Source organism: Paraburkholderia sp. BL17N1 (assembly GCF_003634175.1).
Classification (GTDB): domain Bacteria; phylum Pseudomonadota; class Gammaproteobacteria; order Burkholderiales; family Burkholderiaceae; genus Paraburkholderia.
Genome location: NZ_RBIW01000002.1, coordinates 292,389 through 314,240, shown reverse-complemented (window position 1 = coordinate 314,240; position 21,852 = coordinate 292,389). Strand labels below are relative to the sequence as shown.

Genomic DNA, 21,852 nt, shown 5'->3' with positions numbered 1-21,852 from the left:
TGCCCTAGCCTGGCGTACCGCTCGATTGAACTGGAACCCATTTGAGCATATGGTGATTGCTCCCTAGTCCAATCGGAGTCCGGTATGCGATGTCTTGCAATGACTGCGGCCGCATTGATGGCCGCTGGATTCACCCTGTCCGCGAGTGCCCAGGTTGTAGTAACCATCGGTCATTCGGCGCCGCTCACCGGTCCGCAGGCGCCGAACGGCAAGGACAACGAGAACGGCGCACGGCTCGCCATCGACGAGCTGAACAAGTCGGGCGTCACCGTCGCGGGCCAGAAGGTCACCTTTAAACTGGACTCGGAAGACGACCAGGCGGATCCGAAAATCGGCGTGCAAGTCGCGCAGAAACTGGTCGACAGCGGCGTGGTCGCCGTGGTCGGACCGTACAACTCGGGCGTGGCGATCCCGGCCTCGCGCGTCTACAACACGGGCAATGTGCCGATGCTGCCGGTCGCGTCGAACCCGGCGCTGACGAAGCAGGGCTTCAAGAACATTTTCCGGATCGGCGCGAGCGATGAGCAACTCGGCGGCACGATGGGACAGTTCGCCGCCAAGACGTTGAAGGCCAAAACGGCCGCTGTCATCGACGACCGCACGGCGTATGGTCAAGGCGTCGCCGAGCAGTTCATGAAAGTTGCCAAAGCGAACGGCATCCAGATTATCCAGCAGGAGTTCACCAACTCGTCGGCAACGGATTTCCTCGGCATTCTGACGACCATCAAGGCCAAAAATCCCGACGTGATTTTCTTCGGCGGCTACGCGGCGCAGGGCGCGCCGATGGCTAAACAGATGCGCCAGCGCGGACTCCGCGCGAAGCTGCTTGGCGGCGACGGCATCTGCTCGGCCGACATGGGCAAGGTGGCGGGCGACGCGGCCTCGATCGTCTATTGCGCACAGGGCGGCATTGCGTTGGAGAAAACCGCGGCCGGCCGCGAGTTCCTGCAGAAGTACAAGGCGGCCTACAACATCGATACGCAGGTCTACGCCGTGAGCTATTACGATGGCGTCAAGTTGCTGGCCGACGCGATGGTGAAGGCGGGCACGACCACGGACAAGGCCAGGCTGACCGCGCAGCTCGCGAAGGAAAACTATAAGGGCGTCGCGGGCACCTATTCGTTCGACGAGTACGGCGACCTGAAGGGCGCGCCGACCACCGTGTACGTCATCAAGAACGGCTTGCCTACGCCTTACGGTCAGTAACGCAGCCGGCTTGGCCCATCCACTTCACGACGCAGATATGAAAATTTCACGCACCATCCAGACCGTTGAAGTTCACACGGGCGGCGAGGCATTTCGCATTGTCACCAGCGGTCTGCCGCGTTTGCCCGGCGACACGATCGTCAAGCGGCGCGCATGGCTGAAGGAAAACGCCGACGATATCCGCCGGGCCTTGATGTTCGAACCGCGTGGGCATGCCGATATGTACGGCGGGTATCTGACGGAACCGGTCAGCCCCAATGCCGACTTCGGCATCATCTTCCTTCACAACGAAGGGTATAGCGACCATTGCGGTCACGGTGTCATCGCGCTTTCGACGGCGGCGGTCGAACTGGGTTGGGTTCAGCGTGAAGTACCCGAAACGCGCATCGGCATCGACGCGCCATGCGGGTTCATCGAAGCATTCGTGAAGTGGGATGGCGAGCATGCCGGCAACGTTCGCTTCGTCAACGTGCCGTCGTTTATCTGGAAGCAGGACGTGACCGTCGAGACGCCGTCGTTCGGCTCGGTGACGGGCGATATCGCGTTCGGCGGCGCGTTCTACTTCTACACCGACGGCGAGCCGCATGGTCTCGCGGTGCGGGAGTCGTCGGTGGAAGAACTCATCCGCTTCGGCGCTGAAGTCAAGCAGGCGGCCAATAAGGCGTTTCCTGTCGAGCATCCCTACATTCCCGAGATCAACCACATCTACGGCACCATCATCGCGAATGCGCCGCGGCATGAAGGGTCGACGCAAGCCAACTGCTGTGTGTTCGCTGATCGTGAGGTGGACCGTTCGCCGACCGGCTCCGGAACGGGAGGCCGCGTCGCGCAGCTTTATTTGCGTGGGAAACTGGGCAAGGACGACACTCTGGTGAACGAATCCATTATCGGCACCGTGTTCAAAGGGCGCGTCTTGAGCGAAACGACGGTGGGTGATTTCAAGGCCGTCATTCCGGAAGTCGAAGGCAATGCTTTTGTCTGCGGCTTCGCGACCTGGATCATCGACGAGCGGGATCCGCTTACCTACGGGTTTCTCGTTCGGTAGGCCGGGCGAGCCACGGCGTCTAGAACCGCTCGACCCACGGGCGGAGTTCGACTTCCCACGTCCACGCGCTGCGGTGTTGACGATGAATGTGAAGGTACTCCCTGGCAATCGCGTCGGGGTCCAGCCATTTGTCGTCGGCATCGCCGTCTTCCGAACCTCTTGCACCGCTGGCAATTCCGCCGTCGATCACGAAATGCGCGACGTGAATATTCTTCGGCGCAAGCTCGCGCGCCATGCATTGGGCCATGCCTCGTAGCGCAAATTTGCCCATGGCGAACGGTGTCGAGCCGGGCAGTCCTTTCACGCTGGCCGTTGCGCCGGTCAGCAGGACGGTGCCGTGGCCGCGCGCCAACATGCGCACCGCCGCGGCCTGGGCGACGAGAAAGCCGCCGAGGGCGGTGATCTTGAAGGCGTCTTCGAGCTTCTGTGGCTCGATGGTTTCGAGTGGCGCGCGATAGCGGCCGCTCGCGTTGTAGACCACGAGATCGGGGGCGCCGAATGCTTTCTCCACGCGCTCGAAGAGGGCAGTGACCTGATCCGGTTGACTGGCGTCGCAAGCCACGGGCAGAGCGCCCGTCTCGTCGACCAGCTCCGTCAGCTTGCCGGTGTCGCGGGCGGCGAGCGCGACCTGCATGCCCTCCGCCGCGAACAGACGCGCGAGCGAGGCGCTCAAGCCCTTGCCCGCGCCGACAATCAATGCAGTCTCAGTTCGACTCATGGTTCCTCCGGAATCAACAGGGAAGCGTCGCGGCGTGGGTGTGCCGCGTCATGCCTTGCTGATTGTAGGCGCTCGCCGTGAATTGCACTGACGTTGAGGATGGCCGAGCCGACGGCTCAATGAGCCGTTTCGATGACGCTCCAGATCCGTTCGTGGGAGTCGCCCGTGAATTGTCTGGCGATCACGGCCCGGCATTTGTCGCAGCGATAGTGCTCCAGCACGAGCGTGCCATTGCACTCCGCGACACCGATTAGCGTGAGGTTTTCCTGCCGTTGCACATCGACCGGCAGGCCGTCGATATCGGAGCATCCATCGCAGACTTCCATGGCGCCTCCTGACGTTCGCATCCATCGTTCAGGTGAGGAGCCCGCATGGGGCGGGCGATGACTGTTGCACCCGCAGCAGAGAAGCCGGGTTAAACCAGTATCGAACGCGACGGAGCGGTTGTGCAAGCGCAAAAAAAATAAAGTAAAAGGGGTTGAATGGGGCGTCTTTGAAGCGTTTGAGCGCAAATGCGCTGCACCAGCATGGCATTGCAGCCGGCACATTCGCGGTCTCTTTCGATCCACTTTTGTTATCACCCCCTCCAATACTCGAATTGTTAGCGCATCGCACCGCTCGTATATTGGCTGAACCGTCAGCGCAAGCGCACCAGCGCACTGACACCACAACCAGCCAGCACACAACAACACAATGGCGAGCCGCTCAGGCCTGCCACAGGAGCACAGCGATGAATCGAATCGATCTGGAGGGGCGCGTCGTCGCCATTACCGGCGGCGCGCGTGGCATCGGCTACGCGGTGGCGCAACGGGCGCTGAACTCGGGCGCGTCCGTCGCGCTATGGGACGTGGACGCCGAACGCCTCGCACGCAGCCAGCGTGAGCTGAGCGAACTGGGCAAAGTCACGGCGGTCTGCGTCGAACTCACGCAGGAAGCCGCCGTCGCGCAGGCCGTGGCGCAAACCGTCGCCGATCACGGCGCGATCGACGTGCTGATCAATTGCGCCGGCATCACCGGCGGCAACGGCACCACGTGGGAGCTGGAACCCGACGTCTGGCGCCGCGTAATCGACGTCAACCTGATCGGCCCGTACCTCACCTGCCGTGCGGTCGTGCCGCAAATGCTCAAGCAGGGCTATGGCCGGATCGTCAATATCGCGTCGGTGGCCGGCAAGGAAGGCAACCCGAACGCCTCGCATTACAGCGCCTCCAAGGCAGGCCTTATCGGCCTGACCAAATCCCTCGGCAAAGAGCTCGCGACGAAAAACATTCTCGTCAATGCCGTCACGCCGGCCGCGGCCAAAACCGAAATCTTCGACTCGATGTCGCAGCAGCACATCGACTACATGCTCTCGAAGATCCCGATGAACCGCTTTCTGATGCCCGAAGAAGCGGCGTCGCTGATTCTGTGGCTCTCGTCCGAGGACTGTGCGTTCAGCACCGGTTCGGTATTCGATCTGTCCGGCGGGCGCGCAACGTACTGAGGCGCCGAGGCGTGACGCGCGCCTGAACTCGGCACGGTACACACGATAAGAAAACGCAGCGCCGCGGATCGCGCGCGCTCTGCGAAGGAGACGACATGAAAACACATGCGCCCGTTTCACTCGAAGCGATCAACAGCAAGGTCATGCGACGGCTGCTGCCTTTTCTGCTGCTGATGTACGTGCTGGCGTTTCTCGATCGCGCCAATATCGGTTTCGCGCAAAAGGCCTTGCAGCATGATACGGGTCTGTCGAATGCCGCGTTTGCGTTCGGTGCGGGCGTGTTTTTCGTCGGCTATGCATTGTTCGAAGTCCCGAGCAATCTGCTGCTGCATCGGGTCGGCGCGCGTGCGTGGATGTGCCGGATCATGGTGACATGGGGGCTCGTATCGGCGGCCATGTGCCTCGCGCATACGCCCACGGCGTTCTATACGCTGCGGTTTCTGCTCGGCGTCGCCGAGGCCGGTTTCTTTCCCGGCGTGATCTATTACCTCACGCACTGGTTTCCGCAATCAGCCCGGGGGCGCGCGGTGGGCGTGTTTTATTTCGGTGCGCCGCTGGCGTTTATTTTCGGCAGCCCGTTGTCGGGCTCGCTGCTCGAATTGCACGGCGCACTTGGCCTGACCGGCTGGCAATGGCTCTTTCTGGTGGAAGGCGTGCTGGCTTCGGTGGTGGGCGTGTGGGCCTTCTGGTATCTCGACAATCGTCCCGAAGACGCGCGCTGGCTCGATCCGCAAGAGCGCGCAAGCTTGCGCGCGGCGCTCGACGACGATGCGCTGCTCGCGTCCGCCCACGGTCCGCATCGCATTCTCGCCGCGCTGGTGGATCGGCGGGTGTTGCTGCTGTCGGCGATCTATCTGCTGATCCAGATGAGCGTGTACGGCGTGATTTTCTATCTGCCGCAACAGGTGGCGGCGTTCCTCGGCACGACGGTCGGTTTACGGGTGGGACTCGTCGCCGCGTTGCCGTGGTTGTGCGCGCTGGCCGTGACCTGGTACGTGCCGCGGCGCGCGGATCGCACGGGTGAGCATCGGCGTTGGGCGGTGGCGTTGCTGATCGTCGCCGGGCTCGGCATCGGCGTGTCGGGACTGGTGCATAGCCCGCTGTTCGGCCTGCTCGCGCTGTGTTGCGCGGCGAGCGGTTTCATCGCGGCGCAGCCGCTCTTCTGGACCTTTCCCACGCGTTACCTCACAGGCGCGGCCGCGGCGGGCGGCATCGCCTTGATCAATTCGCTCGGCGGACTCGGCGGCTTCTTCGCGCCGAGCCTGCGCACCGCGGCGGAGCGCGCGTTTTCGTCGACGTCGGCGGGACTGGTCGTGCTGGGCGTGTCGAGTCTGCTCGCCGCGCTGCTGATCGGCACGCTGTTGCGCCGCGATCCGGCGCAGCCGCACACCACTTTCGAAACCTTACTGCATCGCGCCCGCTAGGCGCGCGCTCGACGCACTCATAACGGAGCCCCATTCATGGCCATGCCAACCATCCGGCACGTGCGTGCCTTCATTGTTCGCGGCGGCGGCGCGGATTATCACGACCAACCCGGCGGACACTGGATCGACGATCACATTTCCACGCCGATGGCGCGTTATCCGGAGTATCGCCAGAGCCGCCAGTCGTTTGGTATCAATGTGCTGGGCACGCTCGTGGTGGAGATCGAAGCAAGCGACGGCACCGTCGGTTTCGCGGTGACCACGGGCGGCGAGATCGGCGCGTTCATCGTCGAGAAACATCTCGCGCGTTTTCTCGAAGGCCAACTCGTGACCGACATCGAGAAGATGTGGGATCAGATGTACTTCTCCACGTTGTACTACGGTCGCAAAGGCGTGGTGCTGAATACGATCTCGGGCGTCGATCTCGCGTTGTGGGATCTGCTCGCGAAGGTGCGCAAGGAGCCGGTGTATCAGCTATTGGGAGGTCCGGTGCGCGACGAGCTCGTGTTCTATGCAACCGGCGCGCGGCCCGATCTCGCGAAGGAGATGGGGTTCATCGGCGGCAAGCTGCCGTTGCAGCATGGTCCGGCTGAAGGCGAAGCGGGCCTCAAGCAGAATCTGGAGAAACTCGCGGACATGCGCAGCCGCGTCGGCGACGACTTCTGGCTGATGTACGACTGCTGGATGAGCCTCGACGTGCCGTATGCCACACGGCTCGCGCAGGCGGCGCACGAATACGGCCTGAAATGGATCGAAGAATGCCTGCCGCCTGACGACTACTGGGGTTACGCCGAACTGCGCCGCAACGTGCCACGCGGCATGATGGTGTCGACCGGTGAACACGAAGCGACGCGCTGGGGCTTTCGCATGCTGCTGGAAATGCAATGCTGCGACCTGATTCAGCCGGATGTCGGCTGGTGCGGCGGCATTACCGAATTGATCAAGATCTCCGCGCTCGCCGACGCGCACAATGTGATGGTGGTGCCGCACGGTTCGTCGGTGTATAGCTATCACTTCGTGGTCACGCGGCATAACTCCCCGTTCGCCGAATTTCTGATGATGGCACCGAAGGCCGACGAGGTCGTGCCGATGTTCACACCGCTGCTGCTCGACGAACCGGTGCCGGTCAATGGGCGCATGAAGGTGCCGGACACACCGGGATTCGGCGTGCGGCTGAATCCGGAATGCGCGTTGGTGCGGCCTTATCCGCGGTGATTGCGCGTAACCCGTCGCAAGGTGGAAGCATAAAAGGAGAATGACGTGCTGCTCAAGGACAAGGCCGTGATCGTCACCGGCGGCTCGCGTGGCATCGGCCGCGCAATTGCGGTTGCATGCGCACGCGAAGGCGCGGACGTGGCGATCAACTACTGGGGCGATAACGACGCATCGTATGGCCGCCGTTCCGCCGTCGCGGAAGTGGTCGGTGAAATCGAGGCGCTGGGTCAGCGCGTGATTGCAATCGAGGGCAACGTCGCCGCGCGCGAAACCGGTCAGCAACTGGTGCGTCATACGGTCGAAGCCTTCGGCAAGGTCGACGTACTGGCCAGCAACGCCGGCATCTGTCCGTTCCACGCGTTTCTCGACATGCCGCCGGAAGTGCTGGAGTCCACGGTGGCGGTCAATCTGAACGGCGCGTTCTACGTCACGCAAGCCGCCGCGCAACAGATGAAGCTGCAGGGCACCGGCGGCGCGATCGTGGCGACGAGTTCGATCAGCGCGCTGGTGGGTGGCGGCATGCAAACGCATTACACGCCGACCAAGGCAGGCGTGCATTCGCTGATGCAATCCTGCGCGGTGGCTTTGGGACCGTTCGGCATTCGCTGCAACTCGGTGATGCCGGGCACCATCGCAACCGACCTGAATGCGCAAGACCTCGCCGACGAAGCCAAAAAAGCCTACTTCGAAAAGCGCATTCCGCTCGGCAGACTGGGCCGGCCGGAAGATGTCGCCGATTGCGTGACGTTCCTCGCTTCCGACCGCGCACGCTATGTGACGGGCGCGGCGTTGCTGGTGGACGGTGGTCTCTTCGTCAACCTGCAGTAACGCGCCGATGCCGATCTCAGTTCACGGGAGCCGAAGAGACGATCACGGAGTCGGCAGCGGCCGCCGTGGTGTCATCGGGCTTGAGCTTGCGCGAGAAACCGCGCAACAGGTCGATGAAACGCAACGCCGGTTCGGCGAGTGGTTCTTCCTTGCGCGTGAGAATGCCGAAACCGGAGAGCGACTTGCCGATTTCGAGCGGCAATGCGACGAGCAATTTGCCGCGCAAATGATCGCGCACCACCGACTCGGGCAGCATCGCCACCGCATCGTAATTCTCGAGCAATTGCAGCGTGGCGAAGATCGACGCGCATTCGGTCAGGTTCACCGGCGTGGCGAGTCCCGCACGCGCAAGTTCCTCTTCGAACAGCACGCGCGCGGGACTGGTGACGGGCTGCGCCACCCACGGCCAGTCGATCAGTTCACGCAAGCCGAGGCGCGCGCGCTGCGCGAGCGGATGCACCGCGCGCACGACCAGCAACAAGGTCTCGCGCGCGAGCGGTTCGAAACTGAAATCGTTGTGTTGCAGGGGACTTGTCAGCCGCCCAAGCGCCAGATCGACTTCGCGGCGATGCAGCAATTGCACGACCTGGTCGCTGGTTTCGCCGAGAATGCGCACGTTCAGCAGCGGACTTTCCGTTTTCAGCGCGGCGACCGCCATGGCCAGCAGATCGGGCGCGGCGCCCATGATCGCGCCGACCGTCAGTTGCCCATGACCGCCGCGGCGCTTCACGTCGAGGTCTTCGGCGAAACGGGTCAGCTCGGCCAGCGCGCGCCGCGCGTAAGCGAGCGTGACGACGCCGAGCGGCGTGGGCGTCATGCCGCGCGCGTTGCGCTCGAACAGCAGAAAGCCGAACGCTTCTTCGATATCGCCGAGCATGCGGCTCGCGCTCGGCTGGGCCACGTTGACGGCCTCGGCGGCCTGATGGAGATTGCGCGCGTCGTCGAGCGCGACGAGCAGCGCGAGGTGCTTGAACTTGAGCCGATTGACGAGTGCGACGGTTGCTGAGGGTTGGCTCATGGGGCGGTGCGATTCGGTTTGTGGATCGCCCAATCCCAACTTCGGATTGAGATGCTATCGACGCAGGAATTATAGTCGTATCAGACGCTTCCACGTTTAGCTGGAAAAGCGCCCGGATACGACGGGAGACAGGCCGCAATGGAGACAATCGCTTTCCGGATGGTGCTCAACCCCGGCATGCGCGAGGAATACGAACGACGTCATGCGCAAATCTGGCCTGAACTGGTTGACGCATTGCACGACGCCGGCGTGCGCGACTATCGGATTTTCTTCGACCCGGAGTCGAATCACCTGTTCGCCATCCTGACGCGAAACAGTCATCACACCATGGACGAACTGCCGCAGCTCGACGTGATGCGCAAATGGTGGGATTACATGGCCGACATCATGCACACGGCCCCGGATCACACACCGCTGCAGCAGTCGCTCGAACCGGTCTTCCATTTGAACTCGCTGAGCTGATCCGAGCCGATCGGATCTCAAACCTCGAAAACGATTTTGACCGGACGGAGGAGGCCGCATGCAGGTGGTCGATTCGCATATTCACTTGTGGGATCTGAAAACGCATCGCTATCCGTGGCTGGAAAACCCGGGCGTGTCGTTCGTGGGCGACGCGCGCGAACTGAAGCACGACTACCTGCTCGACGATCTGTTGGGCGATGCGGGCGACATCGACGTGCTGAAGCTCGTGCACGTCGAAGCGAATCACGATCCCGCCGATCCGGTCGAAGAGACCCGCTGGTTGCAGTCCATTGCCGATCGCAAGGCATCGCGCGGCATGCCGAACGCGATCGTCGCCGCGGTGGATCTGTCCGCGCCGAATGCGCCGGCCGTGCTCGAAGCGCATGCGTCGTTCGCCAACACGCGTGGCATCCGCCAGATTCTGAACGTGCACGATAACAAGCTGTTCGATTACGTCGGCCGTCATTTCATGCGCGAGCCGCAATGGCGCGAGCACTTCGCGCTGCTGCGCCGCTACGGCCTGTCGTTCGATCTGCAACTGTATCCGTCGCAGATGGAAGAGGCGGCAGCGCTGGCGCGCGCGCATGGCGACACGCAGTTCGTCATCAATCACGCGGGCATGTTCGTCGACCGCAGCAGCGTGGCCGGTTATCGCGCCTGGCGCGAAGGCATGCGCTTGCTCGCGGACTGCCCGAATGTCGCCGTGAAGATCAGCGGACTCGCCATGTTCGATCACCAGTGGACGGTTGAAAGCCTGCGGCCGTATGTGCTCGAAACGATCGACACGTTCGGTGTCGGGCGCGCGATGTTCGCCTCGAACTTTCCAGTCGACCGGCTGTTCGGCTCTTACGCGGATCTGTGGCATGCGTATGCATCGATCGTGGAGGGCGCGAGCGTAGCCGAAAAAGAAGCATTGTTTTGCCGCAACGCGGAGCGTTGCTACCGCATTTAAAGAAGGAGACACGCAGTGCAGCAACCCACATCCGCTGTGCCGAGGCTCGAATTGCGGCATGCGAGTAAATCATTCGGGCGGGTTCGCGCGCTATCCGACGGCGATCTCGCGCTCTGGCCGGGCGAGGTGCATGCCTTGCTCGGCGAGAACGGCGCGGGCAAGTCGACGGTCGTGAAGATTCTGGCGGGCGTGCATCAGCCGGACACCGGCGAACTGCTGGTGGACGGCGAAGCACGCCGCTTCGCGACGCCCGCCGAGGCACGCGACGCCGGGCTCGCGGTCATCTATCAGGAACCGACGCTGTTCTTCGACCTGTCGATCGCGGAGAACATTTTCATGGGACGGCAGCCAGTCGATCGCATTGGCCGGATTCGTTACGACGCGATGCGCCGCGAAGTGGACGGCTTGCTGGCTTCGCTCGGTGTCGATCTGCGCGCCGATCAACTGGTGCGCGGTTTGTCGATTGCCGATCAGCAGGTGATCGAAATTGCCAAGGCGTTGTCGCTGAACGCCAACGTGCTGATCATGGACGAACCGACCGCCGCGCTGTCGCTGCCGGAAGTAGAGCGGCTCTTCACCATCGTGCGCAAGCTGCGCGAGCGCGACGTGGCGATCCTTTTCATTACTCACCGTCTCGACGAAGTATTCGCGCTGACACAACGCGTCACGATCATGCGCGACGGCGCAAAAGTCTTCGACGGTTTGACCGCCGATCTCGACACGGAAGCGATCGTGGCCAAAATGGTTGGGCGCGATCTGGAGACGTTCTATCCCAAGGCCGACCGGCCACCCGGCGAGGTAAGGCTGTCAGTGCGCGGCCTCACGCGCATCGGCGTATTCAAAGACATTTCCTTCGACGTCCGCGCAGGCGAAATCGTCGCGCTCGCCGGACTGGTCGGCGCGGGGCGCAGCGAAGTCGCGCGGGCGATCTTCGGCATCGATCCGCTCGACTCGGGCGAAATCCGGATCGCCGGCGAGCGTCTCGCCGCCGGACGGCCCGCGGCCGCCGTGCGCGCCGGGCTCGCACTCGTGCCGGAGGATCGCCGGCAGCAAGGGCTCGCGCTGGAATTGAGCATCGCGCGCAATGCGTCGATGACAGTGCTCGGCCGGCTCGTCAAACACGGGCTCATCTCCACGCGCAGCGAGACGCAGCTCGCCAATCAATGGGGCACGCGCCTGCGTCTGAAGGCGGGCGATCCCAATGCGCCGGTCGGCACGCTGTCGGGCGGCAATCAGCAGAAGGTCGTGCTCGGCAAATGGCTGGCCACCGGACCCAAAGTGCTGATCATCGACGAACCCACGCGCGGCATCGACGTCGGCGCCAAGGCCGAGGTGTACAGCGCGCTCGCTGAACTGGTGCGCGACGGCATGGCGGTGCTGATGATCTCGAGCGAATTGCCGGAAGTGCTCGGCATGGCCGACCGCGTGCTGGTGATGCACGAGGGGCGTATCAGCGCGGATATAGCGCGCGCCGACGCCGACGAGGAACGGATCATGGGCGCGGCACTCGGTCAACCCATTCCACCGCTGGGGCACGCCGCATGATGCGCCATTCTTCCACTCATCCCGCGCCGGTCCAGGCGCCGGTGCCGAAGCGCGCCGCGAGTTCGCCGGGCGGCTTTGCGGCGAGCATCGCGAAGAGCCGCGAGACGACGCTCTTCGTCGTGCTGGTTCTGCTGATCGTCGGCACGGGGCTCGCGAAGCCGCAGTTCCTGAATCTGCAGAATCTGCGCGACGTGCTGCTGAATGTGTCGATTATCAGCTTGCTGACGGCCGGCATGACTGTCGTGATTCTGATGCGCCACATCGATCTGTCGGTCGGCTCGACAGTGGGCGTCAGCGCGTATGCGGTCGGCAGTCTGTATGTCGCGTTTCCGCATATGCCGGTGATTGTCGCGTTGGCGGCGGGGCTCGCAATCGGTCTCGTGGCGGGCACCATCAACGCGCTGCTCGTCGCGGTGGGGCGCGTGCCATCGCTCGTCGCAACGCTGTCCACGCTGTACATTTTTCGCGGCGCGGACTACGCGTGGGTGCACGGCGGACAGATCAACGCAACCAGTTTGCCCGATGCGTTTTCCCGTCTTGCCACCGGTACCTTGCTCGGCATCCCGACGCTTGCGCTGATCGCGGTCGTCGTGCTGATCGGTCTCGCCATCTATCTGAAGCAGTTTCGCGGCGGCCGCGAACACTACGCGATCGGCTCGAATCCGGAGGCGGCGCGTCTCGCCGGCGTGAACGTCGAACGGCGCGTGATGGCGGGCTTCCTGCTGTCCGGTGCGATTGCCGGCTTCGCCGGCGCGTTGTGGTTGGCCCGCTTCGGCACCGTGGATGCGAGCACCGCGAAGGGCATCGAGTTGCAGGTGGTGGCCGCCGCCGTGGTGGGCAGCGTGGCGATCACCGGCGGCGTCGGCACGATACTCGGCGCCACGCTCGGCGCGCTCGTGCTCGGAGTGATCAGCATCGCACTGGTGGTGCTGCACGTGTCGCCGTTCTGGGAGCAGGCCATCGAAGGCGCGCTGATCGTCGCCGCGATTACCGCCGATACCTTGCTGGCCCGCTCCGTCGCCAAACGCATGATGAGGAAACGCGATCATGGCTAAACCCGATTCCGCGCTGCTCACGCGCAAACGCGAAACGCCGCTGCAATGGGACGTGCTGCTGGTGCTCGTGCTGATTCTCTCGCTCGTGCTGGGGCGCATGCTGTCGCCGGTGTTCCTGACCGGCGCGAATCTGAGCAACGTGCTGGCTGATCTGACCGAGATCGCGCTGATGGCGCTGCCGATGACGCTGATCATCGTCGCCGCCGAAATCGATCTGTCGGTGGCGTCGGTGCTGGGCGCATCCAGCGCGTTGATGGGCGTGCTGTGGCATATGGGCTTGCCGATGCCGCTCGTGATCGTGCTGGTGCTGGTTGCCGGCGCGTTGGCCGGCTTGCTCAACGGCCTCGTGATCGTCAAGCTCAATCTGCCTTCGCTCGCGGTCACGATCGGCACGCTGGCGCTGTTTCGCGGCCTTGCCTACGTGTTGCTCGGCGACCAGGCGGTGGCGGATTTTCCGCCCGCCTATACCGCGTTCGGCATGGACACGCTGGGCGGGAGTTTTATTCCGTTGCCGTTTGTCATCGTGATCGTCGGCGCGATTGTGTTCACCGTGCTGCTGCAGTCCACGGCTTTCGGCCGCAGTCTTTACGCGATCGGTGCGAATCCAACCGCGGCGGCGTTCTCCGGCATCGAAGTAGCCAGGATCCGTTTGCGGCTGTTCGTGCTGTCCGGCGCGATGAGCGCGCTGGCGGGCATCGTCTATACGCTGCGCTTTACCAGCGCGCGCGGCGACAACGGCGAAGGGTTCGAGTTGTCGGTGATCGCGGCGGTGCTGTTCGGCGGCGTGAGTATTTTCGGCGGACGCGGTTCGATGATCGGCGTGCTGTTGTCGCTGTTGATTATCGGCGTGCTGAAAAATGCGCTCACGCTCGACGACGTATCCAGCGAAACGCTCACCATCGTCACCGGCGTGCTGCTGCTGGCATCGGTACTGATACCGAATCTGGTGGCCCGCTGGCGCGCGGCACGCGACCGGCGTTTTATCGCCAGGTCCGCTTCTTCCCTGTAACGCCCTTAGGAATGCCTGTGTCTGAAAAGAGAAAGTCCAACAACCGATAACCCGGACAACACCACGTCCAACAAGGCAGGAGACACTTCATGTTCAAACCTCTACGTCACACCGGTAGCGCGGCGCTGTGCGTCGCGTTGCTCGCGATCAGTTGCGCCGCGTCCGCCGCGGACCTGAAAAGCGGGCTGAAAATCGCATTCGTGCCCAAGCAGATCAACAACCCCTACGAGGTGATCGCCGACGATGGCGGCATGGCCGCGATCAAGGAGTTCAAGGGCGTGGGCAAGGCGGTGGGGCCGTCGGACGCGGGCGCTTCGTCGCAGGTTCAATACATCAACACGCTGATTACGCAGCGGCAGGACGCGATCGTGATTGCCGCCAACGACGCCAACGCAGTCGTGCCGTATCTGAAGAAAGCGATGTCGCAAGGCATCAAGGTGGTTACCTTCGATTCGGACACGGCGCCCGAGGGCCGTCAACTGTTCGTCAACCAGGCGAACGCGGAAGGCATCGGCCGTGGCCAGGTTCAACTGGTCGCGAAACTGATGGGCGGCGAAGGCGAGTTTGCGGTGTTGTCGGCCACGCCCAACGCAACCAATCAGAACACCTGGATCAAGTGGATGCAGGAGGAGCTGAAAAAGCCCGAGTATTCGAAGATCAAACTGGTAAAGATCGCCTACGGTAACGACGACGATCAGAAGTCGTTCACGGAGACGCAGGGCCTGTTGCAGGCGTATCCGAATCTGAAGGCGATCGTCGCGCCGACCACGGTGGGGATTGCGGCTGCCGCGCGTTATATCTCGACTTCGTCGAGTAAAGGCAAGGTGGCGGTGACCGGTCTCGGCACGCCGAACCAGATGCGCGCGTTCGTGAAAAACGGCACCGTGAAGGCGTTCCAGTTGTGGGATCCGGGTCAACTCGGCTACCTGGCTGCGTATGCCGCGGCAGCGCTGGCGTCGGGCACGATCAGCGGCAAGGAAGGCGAGTCGTTCGAGGCCGGCAAGCTCGGCAAACGCACCATCGGGCCGCAAGGCGAAATCATTCTCGGACCGCCGACCACGTTCGATTCGAGCAATATCGATAAATTCAATTTCTGAGCGGCGATGCTTTGCCGCGCGGAGGTCGCACGGCTGACGTGATCGCCAAGGCATGATGCACGAGGCGCGCGGCCGATGCATGGCTCGCGCCTCGTGCTTTTTATTTGCAACGCGCCCTGAATGGCGTCATGCCTGCTGCACACACACTCACGTTTTTCGCGTGAAGGGTAATGGTTTTTGCGGTGCCTTTGTATTTGCAGACGAGATAGGGGTCGATCTGGTCGATGTCCCAGCGATCCACACGGTTTGCGCGTACGGGTGCAAGACTCGCCATCTGGTCCGGCGGACCATCGTACAAAGCCGCGTTGTTCAGGGCATGCCGCACGCCGGAATCGAGCACGCTAACCGGACAAGCGACCGGCGCTGCCGAAGCGGCGCCGCTTGCCCATGCATAGAGGAGCACACAAAGCGCTTTACTCGACCACATAGAATTGATCCCCGTCGTTTGCTTTAACTCCGTGTCCGTTCCTGAAGCGGATAGTTCGCTCGTGGACGGGCTGCGCGGTATGCCCATTCCATTGATCCAGAACCTGGATGCCGGCTGCGTTGCGGCCGAGATAAATGGCTGCATGGCTGCGCCCGTCAGTGTGGTTTCCGTACCTGCCGTTAGGGTCGAATGTCGCGATAACCGTTCCTGGACTAATCAGATTCGCGGTTCTTGCTTTCTCTCCCTGGTGCCACGACGAGGAAGGTGGAACGGAAACGACAGCGTGCACGAATGCCACGCATTGCCCGTTGCCGACAAGGTGTCCTTTTAGAGAATTTGCTTCGGTCATGTTTGCTAGGTAAGACATCCCTTAACCTTTATCAATCATGTGGTTTGGACATGAGTGCACACCTCCCTGTGTGGACCCACGTTCACGGCGGGTGCGGTGAACGGATCAAACGTAGCATTGCGTTAGCCGTAACTGATTGGGGAAAATTCCGCTTTGCAGGTGGCAGAAGTCGGAAAGCTAGCGTCAGGCGCGTTGCGTCATTAACGGAACCGACAGCTTGCCGACCATACACGGAGCGCGCGCGACATTAGCGGAGTTCAAATTTTGGCAAGCGAAAGCTTCAGAAGCGCTGCTGAATACCCGCGGTAACACCTGCCTGCGTATCCGCCGTGCCGGTCAGATCGCGCGACACACTCACTAGGTTGCCGTGCTTCGCCATCGCATAGCCGCCCGCCAGATACAGCGACGTGCGTTTCGACAGGGCGTACTGTGCGCGCAGCGAGAACAGCGTCGGATCGGCATCGCTCGCGTCCTTGATGTTCTGGTGATAGATCGCGGCGGTCAGCGTGAGCATCGGCGTTGCCTCGTACTGGCCGCCGATCCAGTACATGTCGCTCCGTAGCGCCGGCGCGGCGGTGTGGAACGCACGCCGGTAGCTTCGATAGCCGGCCATCGCCTTGACCTGGCCGAAGTCATAGCTGACACCTGCGTGCATGCCTTGAATGTAGTCAGTGGTGTCCGCTGGCGTGACGCTGCCGCTTGCGCCGTTCTGCCTGTCGAAAGTGACGACCGCGGCGAACGGCCCGTTTTCGTAGCCGAGACCGAAATCATATTTGGCACTCGTCTTCATGCTGCCGGGCACATTGCCGAACCCATACATTGCACCGAACTTGAAGCCGGAAAAGGTGCCGTCGTAACGCACCGCGTTGGACGAACGCACGAATATGAGGTCTCGCCTGCCGCCCGTCGCGGTCGACGAGATAACCCACGAATAGTTTGGCGCGTAGCCCATCGGGTCGAACGGCAGGACGTAGTCGAACGTGGTGGTGAAATTGCGGCCGAGCGTGACTTGCCCGAAACGGTTTTTCAGACCGATGAATGCGCGGCGGGCAAAGATCGCACCGGGGCCATCATCGAACTGACCGTTCATGGTGTTGATGCCGCTCTCCAGCTGAAACAGCGCCTTCAGTCCGCCGCCGAGTTCCTCGACGCCGCGCAAACCCCAGCGCGAAGTGTTCCTCGCGCCCGGCACGAGACGCACGGCGTTGCCGCCGGGGCTGGCATGGTTCACGTATTCGATGCCCGCGTCGACGATACCGTAAATAGTCACGCTCGACTGCGCCTGTGCGCCCCCGGCGGCAAAACCGGCGAATCCGGCGCAGGTCACGCTGAAAGTCGCTTTCTTCATGTTCAAGTTCATCACCCATCTCCTTCGGTTGGCTTTTTTGCTTCGGTCCGGTTGCGGCGCGCGCTCAACTCGCCTGTGCGAACGCCCAGCAGTCGTTGGCGGGGAATTCGATCCAGTGCCGGCCGGCCGCGCGCGGCACGTGGCCGAAGGCGCGCAGCCGCAAGCCGCCGCAATGGAACAGGTATTCCCAGCGGTCGCCGAGATACATCGACGTGACGAGTTCGGCTTCGAGCCGGTTCGCACCGGGACCGTCGGCGACCTGCACGCGTTCGAGGCGAATCACGGCATGCGCATGCTGTCCGGCGGTCAGCGCTTCGCGCGCTTGCGCCTGCAGTTCCCAGCCGTCGCCGGCAAGCGTCACGCGGTCGCCGTCAACCGCGGCCACGCATGCCTCGATGCGGTTGTTGCTGCCCATGAATTCGGCGGTGTAGAGCGAGCGGGGAGCGCCGTACAGTTCGGCGGGCGTGCCTTCCTGTTCGATGCGGCCGTTGCGCAGCAGAAGGATGCGATCGGACATGGCCATCGCTTCGGTCTGGTCGTGCGTCACGCACAACGCAGAAAGGCCCAATGACACGATCAGTTCACGCAACCACGCGCGCGCTTCTTCGCGCAGCTTGGCGTCGAGATTGGAGAGCGGCTCGTCGAGCAGAATCACCGGCGGGTTGTAGACGAGCGCCCGCGCTACCGCCACGCGCTGTTGCTGACCGCCTGAGAGCTGATAGGGATAACGCGCGGCGAGGTGGCCAAGGCCGAGCTGGTCGAGCGCCGCTTGCACGCGCCTTTTCTGTTCGGCGCCGACGACGCGCCGCAGCTTCAATCCATAGCCGACGTTCTCGGCCACCGTGCGATGCGGCCACAGCGCGTACGACTGGAACACGAGTCCGAGCGAGCGCTGCTCGACCGGCAGATCGACACGCGTGGCGTCGTCGAAAAACGCCTTGCCGTCCAGTTCGATGCGACCCGCCGACGGTTGTTCGAGTCCGGCCACCGCGCGCAGCAGCGTGGTCTTGCCGCTGCCCGACGCACCCAGCAGGCAGACCACCTCGCCGGGATTCAGCTCGAACGACACGCCGTTGAGAATCGGGTTGTCGCCGTAGCTGAGAAAGAGATTGTCGACCTTGAGCTTATCCATGCAATTTCACTCCGAAGCGCAGCGCGACGCCGAGTCCGGCGCCGACCATCGCGATGTTGATGACAGAAAGCGCCGCGACCTGATCGACCGCACCGGTCGCCCACAGCGACACCAGCAGCGCGCCGATCACTTCGGTGCCGGGAGAAAGCAGATAGACCGCGGTCGAATACTCGCGCTCGAAGATCATGAAGATCAGCAGCCACGCCGCGAGCAAACCGAAGCGCACGAGCGGCAGCGTCACATCGAGACTCACGCGTGCACGCGTGCCGCCGGCGCTGCGTCCCGCTTCTTCGAGCTCGGGGCCGACCTGCAACAGCGCGCTCTGAATCAGACGCATGCCGTACGCGAGCCACACGACCGTGTAAGCGATCCAGATGCTCCACATGGAGTTCTTCAGTTCCTTCAGGCCGGGCACGAAGAGAAAGATCCACAGGAAGGCGAGACCGGCGAGCAGCCCCGGCACCGCGCGCGGCAACAGCACGAGGTAATCGAGCAGACGCGTGGCCCAGTCGTTGCGGCGATGGCCGGCAAATGCCACCAGCGAATAGAAGCCCACCGCCAGCGCACCGCCTATCACGCCGATGCCGAGCGTGTTCAGAATCGCGCGCACCAGGGTGTCCTGCTCGAACAGTTCGGCGAAGTTGGCGAGCGTGAGAACGTCGCCGAGATGCACGCCTTGTCCCCAGTTGGTGACGAACGCGCGCAACGTGATGCCGGAGATCGGCACGAACACCGTCAGCAGCAGCCACAGCGCGACGATCGCGAGTGCGATCCAGCGCCATGCGCCGAGCGGCAGTACAGTCTGACGTCCCGCTTTGCCCTTGACCGTGACGAATCGATTCGCGCTCTTGAGCAGCCGGCGTTGCAGCAGCACGAGCGGGAACGTGATCGCGACGATGCACATCGCGACCGCGGCCATCAGGTGATACGAGGGAATGCCGAGTTTGTTGGTGAGCTTGTAGAGATACGTGGCCAGCACGAGGTGCCCTTCGGGATCGCCGAGCACGAGTGGCAGGCCGAACACTTCGAAGCCGAGGAAGAACACCAGCACGCCGGCGAACAGCAGCGCGGGCAGCGTCATCGGCAGGCTGACGTCGAGCGCGACGCGAAACGGCCGCGCGCCGGCGACACGCGCCGCTTCCTCGACGTCCGAGCCGAGATTACGCAGCGCCGCCGACGAATACAGGTACACGTGCGGCACATGCGTGAGGCCGACGATCACCGTGATGGCGAACACCGAGTAGACCGTCCACGGCGCTTCGGCGGTGCCGAACAGCTCCATCCACCAGACCGAATAAAAGCCGACCGGGCCGGCCGCGACCACATAGCCGAACGCGAGCACCATCGGCGAGACGAACACCGGCGTGAGCAGCAGCGGTTCGAGCCAGCGACGGCCGGGCAGGTCGGTGCGCACCATCAGGAACGCGAGAATGCCGCCGAGCGGAATCGAGATGAACAGCATTCCGGCTGCGATGACAAATGAGTTTTTCAGTGCCGACCAGAAGTCCGGGTCGCTGAAAATGAATTCGAAACCGCTGAGGCCGAAGGCGCGCTTGGCGTCGAAGAATGGTGCGTTCAGCACGCTCTGCAACAGGATGAAGCCGAGCGGCAGCGCCACCGCCACGGTTAGAACCGCGATGACGAGCCAACGCAGCAGCCCCATGAACGGCTGAAGTGCGCCGGGCGGTATCGCACCGTTGGAGCGGCCGTTTGCCGCGTGCGGTAGCGCGGCGCGGTGTCCGGTTGCGCTGGTGGAAGGCATGAGGATCCCCCTGCGGCACACTGGCCGCATATCGACAGGTCTGGAAAGAAGGGCCGCCGCGCGTGTCAGCGCGGCCGCTCGGGCGTCAAACGCGAACGGCTAGCGCCTGATGGACTGTTGCCACTGCTTGAGGAATTCGAGGCGCTTCGACTGATCGAGATAGACCAGCAGTTCCGCGCCGATAGGGACTGGTTTAAGCGAGTCGCCGAGTTGCTTGGTGAGGGCCGCCATCGACGTTTCGCCTTCCACGTCGGCGCGAATCGAGAACAGACCCGCCTGATTCGCCAACAGCGTCTGGCCGCGTCGCGAGAGCAGATAGTCGACCCACAGCTTCGCGGCGTTCGGGCTTTGCGCTTTCTTCGAAATCGTCACGAGCCGGCTCGCCACCAGCGTGTAATCCTTCGGGTAGACATAACCGATAGAGGGATCTTTCTTCGCCTTGATGACCGCGTACGACCCGAGAATGTTGTAGCCGATCAGGTTCTCGCCGGAGGAGATGCGCTCCATCATCGCGCCCGTGCTCGATTGCAGCTTCGGGCCGGTGGCGCCCATGGCCTTGACCAGATCCCACGTGACCTGCGGGTTGACGCGTACGTCCTGGGTCAGATAGTTGAAGCCGACGCCGGACTTTTCGATGTCGTAAGTGGTGACGCGGCCTTTGAACCTGTCAGGTTTGTCTTGCAGCAGTTTGATCAGATCGGCGCGCGTTTGCGGCACCTCGCCGGCCGGCATGAGGCGTTTGTTGTAGACGATCGCGAGCGGCTCGTACGTGGTGCCGTACGCCTGCTTCTGGTACTGCGCCCACTGCGGCAACTGCTTCGCTTCGGGGGATTCGTAAGTGGTCATCAGGCCGTCGTTGACGAGCTTGATCTGCAGGTCCATGGCCGAACTCCACAGCACATCGGCACTCACGCTGCTGGCCGCGTTTTCGCTGATGTAGCGGTTGTACAGCTCGGTGGTGTTCATGTCGTTGTATTCGACTTTGACGCCGTAGAGGCTTTCAAAATCCTTGATGAGCGGACGTACCAGCGCGGTGTCCGTGACCGAATAGACGATCAGCTTTCCTTCCTTTTTCGCGCCGTCGACCGTGGCCTGGTAGTCAGTGGGATAACCGGGTGGAATGGCCGCCCACGCTGAATTCGTTGCGAATGCGACAGCGACAGCCAGGGCCTTGAAGTTGATTTGCACGTCGTCCTCCAGATATCTCGATGTTGGTTTTGTGTAGGCGAATGAATACAGTCCGATCCTGTCCCGCCTGGTCACCGACGCGCTGACCAGCGACACTGACAGTCGACTACCCGTGCTGATATTGAGCGCGCACGGCTCGGCGGGAGAGCGCGCGCATGGTCTCGATCTGAGCGCCGACGACTGTTTTCGCCACACCATTCTCTCTCACGGAAATGGATGCGCGCGCACGTGTGCTACTACGTCGCAGCCGTGGCGATATCGATGTCGAGAAGGATAGGGTGCCTAACGATCGTAGGCGAAGGGGCATTGAAGGCAGCTGAATCGCGCTGTGCAGCAGGCGGGGCGCATCGCGGCCGTTGCTCTTGCATTCGCGGCTCGATGCGGACAACGGCTATTGACTCAAGCGTGTGGCGCTGCTGCTGCATAAGGTCGCACGCGGCGTGACGCTCCACCGCTTGCGGGTGATGCGCTCGCCTGGTATCAATCCCGGTTTCGAGCTGGACGTGCGGGGCGACGTGACAGGCCGGATCGATCTGCTGGCGGAACGGAGCGGCTAGCTGGGCGATTACGCCATACGGCGTCATTCAGC

General features: G+C 62.8%; 22 protein-coding genes and 1 pseudogene. 14 read left to right on the top strand and 9 right to left on the bottom strand.

Annotated features, from left to right (window positions below):
• Positions 1–84: 84 nt before the first annotated feature.
• A complete protein-coding gene (locus B0G82_RS21280; RefSeq protein WP_121308940.1) occupies positions 85–1,206 on the top strand; it encodes a branched-chain amino acid ABC transporter substrate-binding protein in 1,122 nt (373 codons plus the stop codon).
• A gap of 37 nt (positions 1,207–1,243) precedes the next feature.
• Positions 1,244–2,251 (top strand): trans-3-hydroxy-L-proline dehydratase, encoded by a 1,008-nt coding sequence (gene lhpH, locus B0G82_RS21275; protein ID WP_121308939.1) that lies wholly within the window; start codon positions 1,244–1,246, stop codon positions 2,249–2,251.
• Between the two features lie 19 nt (positions 2,252–2,270).
• Here the strand turns inward: lhpH and B0G82_RS21270 are convergent, their stop codons facing one another.
• Both B0G82_RS21270 and B0G82_RS21265 read right to left on the bottom strand, forming a co-directional pair.
• Entirely contained in the window at positions 2,271–2,969 is a 699-nt protein-coding gene (locus B0G82_RS21270) for an SDR family NAD(P)-dependent oxidoreductase (protein WP_121308938.1), read from the bottom strand.
• Positions 2,970–3,085: 116 nt separating this feature from the next.
• On the bottom strand, positions 3,086–3,295 hold the full coding sequence (locus B0G82_RS21265; RefSeq protein WP_106277534.1) for a hypothetical protein: 210 nt from the start codon (positions 3,293–3,295) through the stop codon (positions 3,086–3,088).
• Positions 3,296–3,699: 404 nt separating this feature from the next.
• Between B0G82_RS21265 and B0G82_RS21260 the strand changes: the two genes are divergently transcribed.
• The 4 genes from B0G82_RS21260 (at position 3,700) to B0G82_RS21245 (ending at position 7,919) form a co-directional block, all read left to right on the top strand.
• The gene (locus B0G82_RS21260; RefSeq protein WP_121308937.1) at positions 3,700–4,452 is read left to right on the top strand and encodes an SDR family NAD(P)-dependent oxidoreductase; all 753 of its coding nucleotides are present in this window, start codon (positions 3,700–3,702) and stop codon (positions 4,450–4,452) included.
• A 95-nt stretch (positions 4,453–4,547) separates the two neighbouring features.
• On the top strand, positions 4,548–5,876 hold the full coding sequence (locus B0G82_RS21255; RefSeq protein ID WP_121308936.1) for an MFS transporter: 1,329 nt from the start codon (positions 4,548–4,550) through the stop codon (positions 5,874–5,876).
• A 36-nt stretch (positions 5,877–5,912) separates the two neighbouring features.
• Entirely contained in the window at positions 5,913–7,091 is a 1,179-nt protein-coding gene (gene rhmD, locus B0G82_RS21250) for an L-rhamnonate dehydratase (RefSeq protein ID WP_012427543.1), read from the top strand.
• Between the two features lie 45 nt (positions 7,092–7,136).
• Positions 7,137–7,919 carry an SDR family NAD(P)-dependent oxidoreductase gene (locus B0G82_RS21245; protein ID WP_121308935.1) on the top strand — a complete coding sequence of 261 codons (783 nt, stop codon included), beginning with the start codon at positions 7,137–7,139 and terminating at the stop codon, positions 7,917–7,919.
• A 16-nt stretch (positions 7,920–7,935) separates the two neighbouring features.
• Here the strand turns inward: B0G82_RS21245 and B0G82_RS21240 are convergent, their stop codons facing one another.
• A complete protein-coding gene (locus tag B0G82_RS21240) occupies positions 7,936–8,937 on the bottom strand; it encodes a LysR family transcriptional regulator (RefSeq protein WP_121308934.1) in 1,002 nt (333 codons plus the stop codon).
• Between the two features lie 138 nt (positions 8,938–9,075).
• On the opposite strand from B0G82_RS21240, the gene rhaM reads away from it, so the two are divergent.
• From rhaM to rhaS, 6 genes are all read left to right on the top strand, one after another.
• On the top strand, positions 9,076–9,399 hold the full coding sequence (rhaM, locus tag B0G82_RS21235) for an L-rhamnose mutarotase (RefSeq protein ID WP_121308933.1): 324 nt from the start codon (positions 9,076–9,078) through the stop codon (positions 9,397–9,399).
• A gap of 58 nt (positions 9,400–9,457) precedes the next feature.
• On the top strand, positions 9,458–10,351 hold the full coding sequence (locus tag B0G82_RS21230; protein ID WP_116145334.1) for an amidohydrolase family protein: 894 nt from the start codon (positions 9,458–9,460) through the stop codon (positions 10,349–10,351).
• Between the two features lie 15 nt (positions 10,352–10,366).
• A complete protein-coding gene (locus B0G82_RS21225) occupies positions 10,367–11,896 on the top strand; it encodes a sugar ABC transporter ATP-binding protein (RefSeq protein ID WP_121308932.1) in 1,530 nt (509 codons plus the stop codon).
• A complete protein-coding gene (locus B0G82_RS21220) occupies positions 11,893–12,951 on the top strand; it encodes an ABC transporter permease (protein WP_106277550.1) in 1,059 nt (352 codons plus the stop codon). The genes B0G82_RS21225 and B0G82_RS21220 overlap by 4 nt, the downstream gene beginning before the upstream one ends.
• The gene (locus B0G82_RS21215) at positions 12,944–13,960 is read left to right on the top strand and encodes an ABC transporter permease (RefSeq protein ID WP_116145330.1); all 1,017 of its coding nucleotides are present in this window, start codon (positions 12,944–12,946) and stop codon (positions 13,958–13,960) included. The genes B0G82_RS21220 and B0G82_RS21215 overlap by 8 nt, the downstream gene beginning before the upstream one ends.
• A gap of 89 nt (positions 13,961–14,049) precedes the next feature.
• On the top strand, positions 14,050–15,057 hold the full coding sequence (rhaS, locus tag B0G82_RS21210) for a rhamnose ABC transporter substrate-binding protein (protein ID WP_121308931.1): 1,008 nt from the start codon (positions 14,050–14,052) through the stop codon (positions 15,055–15,057).
• Positions 15,058–15,157: 100 nt separating this feature from the next.
• Here rhaS and B0G82_RS21205 read toward each other — a convergent pair whose 3' ends face one another.
• The 6 genes from B0G82_RS21205 to B0G82_RS21180 all read right to left on the bottom strand — a co-directional run bounded on the left by B0G82_RS21205 (position 15,158) and on the right by B0G82_RS21180 (position 21,263).
• On the bottom strand, positions 15,158–15,484 hold the full coding sequence (locus tag B0G82_RS21205) for an STY0301 family protein (protein ID WP_121308930.1): 327 nt from the start codon (positions 15,482–15,484) through the stop codon (positions 15,158–15,160).
• Complete coding sequence (locus tag B0G82_RS21200; protein WP_241974775.1) at positions 15,471–15,833, bottom strand: BPSL0067 family protein; 363 nt, start codon at positions 15,831–15,833, stop codon at positions 15,471–15,473. Before B0G82_RS21200 ends, B0G82_RS21205 begins: the two co-directional genes overlap by 14 nt.
• A 280-nt stretch (positions 15,834–16,113) precedes the next feature.
• The gene (locus B0G82_RS21195; RefSeq protein WP_121308929.1) at positions 16,114–17,193 is read right to left on the bottom strand and encodes a porin; all 1,080 of its coding nucleotides are present in this window, start codon (positions 17,191–17,193) and stop codon (positions 16,114–16,116) included.
• Positions 17,194–17,245: 52 nt separating this feature from the next.
• Entirely contained in the window at positions 17,246–18,313 is a 1,068-nt protein-coding gene (locus tag B0G82_RS21190; RefSeq protein WP_121308928.1) for an ABC transporter ATP-binding protein, read from the bottom strand.
• Positions 18,306–20,075 (bottom strand): iron ABC transporter permease, encoded by a 1,770-nt coding sequence (locus B0G82_RS21185; protein ID WP_116120650.1) that lies wholly within the window; start codon positions 20,073–20,075, stop codon positions 18,306–18,308. The genes B0G82_RS21190 and B0G82_RS21185 overlap by 8 nt, the downstream gene beginning before the upstream one ends.
• 99 nt (positions 20,076–20,174) lie before the next feature.
• The gene (locus tag B0G82_RS21180; RefSeq protein WP_121308927.1) at positions 20,175–21,263 is read right to left on the bottom strand and encodes an ABC transporter substrate-binding protein; all 1,089 of its coding nucleotides are present in this window, start codon (positions 21,261–21,263) and stop codon (positions 20,175–20,177) included.
• Positions 21,264–21,363: 100 nt separating this feature from the next.
• Here B0G82_RS21180 and B0G82_RS40535 point away from each other — a divergent pair.
• Positions 21,364–21,517, top strand: a pseudogene (locus B0G82_RS40535) (DNA-binding response regulator); the annotation flags it as partial.
• Positions 21,518–21,670: 153 nt separating this feature from the next.
• Positions 21,671–21,820: a hypothetical protein gene (locus B0G82_RS39800; protein ID WP_158608182.1), complete on the top strand. Its 150-nt coding sequence runs from the start codon at positions 21,671–21,673 to the stop codon at positions 21,818–21,820.
• The last annotated feature ends 32 nt before the right edge of the window (positions 21,821–21,852 follow it).

Excerpts from the sequence above, each read along its gene's own strand:
- B0G82_RS21280 (WP_121308940.1), top strand. The coding sequence starts at position 85 with ATGCGATGTCTTGCAATGACTGCGGCCGCATTGATGGCCGCTGGATTC.
- lhpH (WP_121308939.1), top strand. The coding sequence starts at position 1,244 with ATGAAAATTTCACGCACCATCCAGACCGTTGAAGTTCACACGGGCGGC.
- B0G82_RS21270 (WP_121308938.1), bottom strand. The coding sequence starts at position 2,969 with ATGAGTCGAACTGAGACTGCATTGATTGTCGGCGCGGGCAAGGGCTTG.
- B0G82_RS21265 (WP_106277534.1), bottom strand. The coding sequence starts at position 3,295 with ATGGAAGTCTGCGATGGATGCTCCGATATCGACGGCCTGCCGGTCGAT.
- B0G82_RS21260 (WP_121308937.1), top strand. The coding sequence starts at position 3,700 with ATGAATCGAATCGATCTGGAGGGGCGCGTCGTCGCCATTACCGGCGGC.
- B0G82_RS21255 (WP_121308936.1), top strand. The coding sequence starts at position 4,548 with ATGAAAACACATGCGCCCGTTTCACTCGAAGCGATCAACAGCAAGGTC.
- rhmD (WP_012427543.1), top strand. The coding sequence starts at position 5,913 with ATGGCCATGCCAACCATCCGGCACGTGCGTGCCTTCATTGTTCGCGGC.
- B0G82_RS21240 (WP_121308934.1), bottom strand. The coding sequence starts at position 8,937 with ATGAGCCAACCCTCAGCAACCGTCGCACTCGTCAATCGGCTCAAGTTC.
- rhaM (WP_121308933.1), top strand. The coding sequence starts at position 9,076 with ATGGAGACAATCGCTTTCCGGATGGTGCTCAACCCCGGCATGCGCGAG.
- B0G82_RS21230 (WP_116145334.1), top strand. The coding sequence starts at position 9,458 with ATGCAGGTGGTCGATTCGCATATTCACTTGTGGGATCTGAAAACGCAT.
- B0G82_RS21220 (WP_106277550.1), top strand. The coding sequence starts at position 11,893 with ATGATGCGCCATTCTTCCACTCATCCCGCGCCGGTCCAGGCGCCGGTG.
- B0G82_RS21215 (WP_116145330.1), top strand. The coding sequence starts at position 12,944 with ATGGCTAAACCCGATTCCGCGCTGCTCACGCGCAAACGCGAAACGCCG.
- rhaS (WP_121308931.1), top strand. The coding sequence starts at position 14,050 with ATGTTCAAACCTCTACGTCACACCGGTAGCGCGGCGCTGTGCGTCGCG.
- B0G82_RS21205 (WP_121308930.1), bottom strand. The coding sequence starts at position 15,484 with ATGTGGTCGAGTAAAGCGCTTTGTGTGCTCCTCTATGCATGGGCAAGC.
- B0G82_RS21200 (WP_241974775.1), bottom strand. The coding sequence starts at position 15,833 with ATGACCGAAGCAAATTCTCTAAAAGGACACCTTGTCGGCAACGGGCAA.
- B0G82_RS21195 (WP_121308929.1), bottom strand. The coding sequence starts at position 17,193 with ATGAACTTGAACATGAAGAAAGCGACTTTCAGCGTGACCTGCGCCGGA.
- B0G82_RS21190 (WP_121308928.1), bottom strand. The coding sequence starts at position 18,313 with ATGGATAAGCTCAAGGTCGACAATCTCTTTCTCAGCTACGGCGACAAC.
- B0G82_RS21185 (WP_116120650.1), bottom strand. The coding sequence starts at position 20,075 with ATGCCTTCCACCAGCGCAACCGGACACCGCGCCGCGCTACCGCACGCG.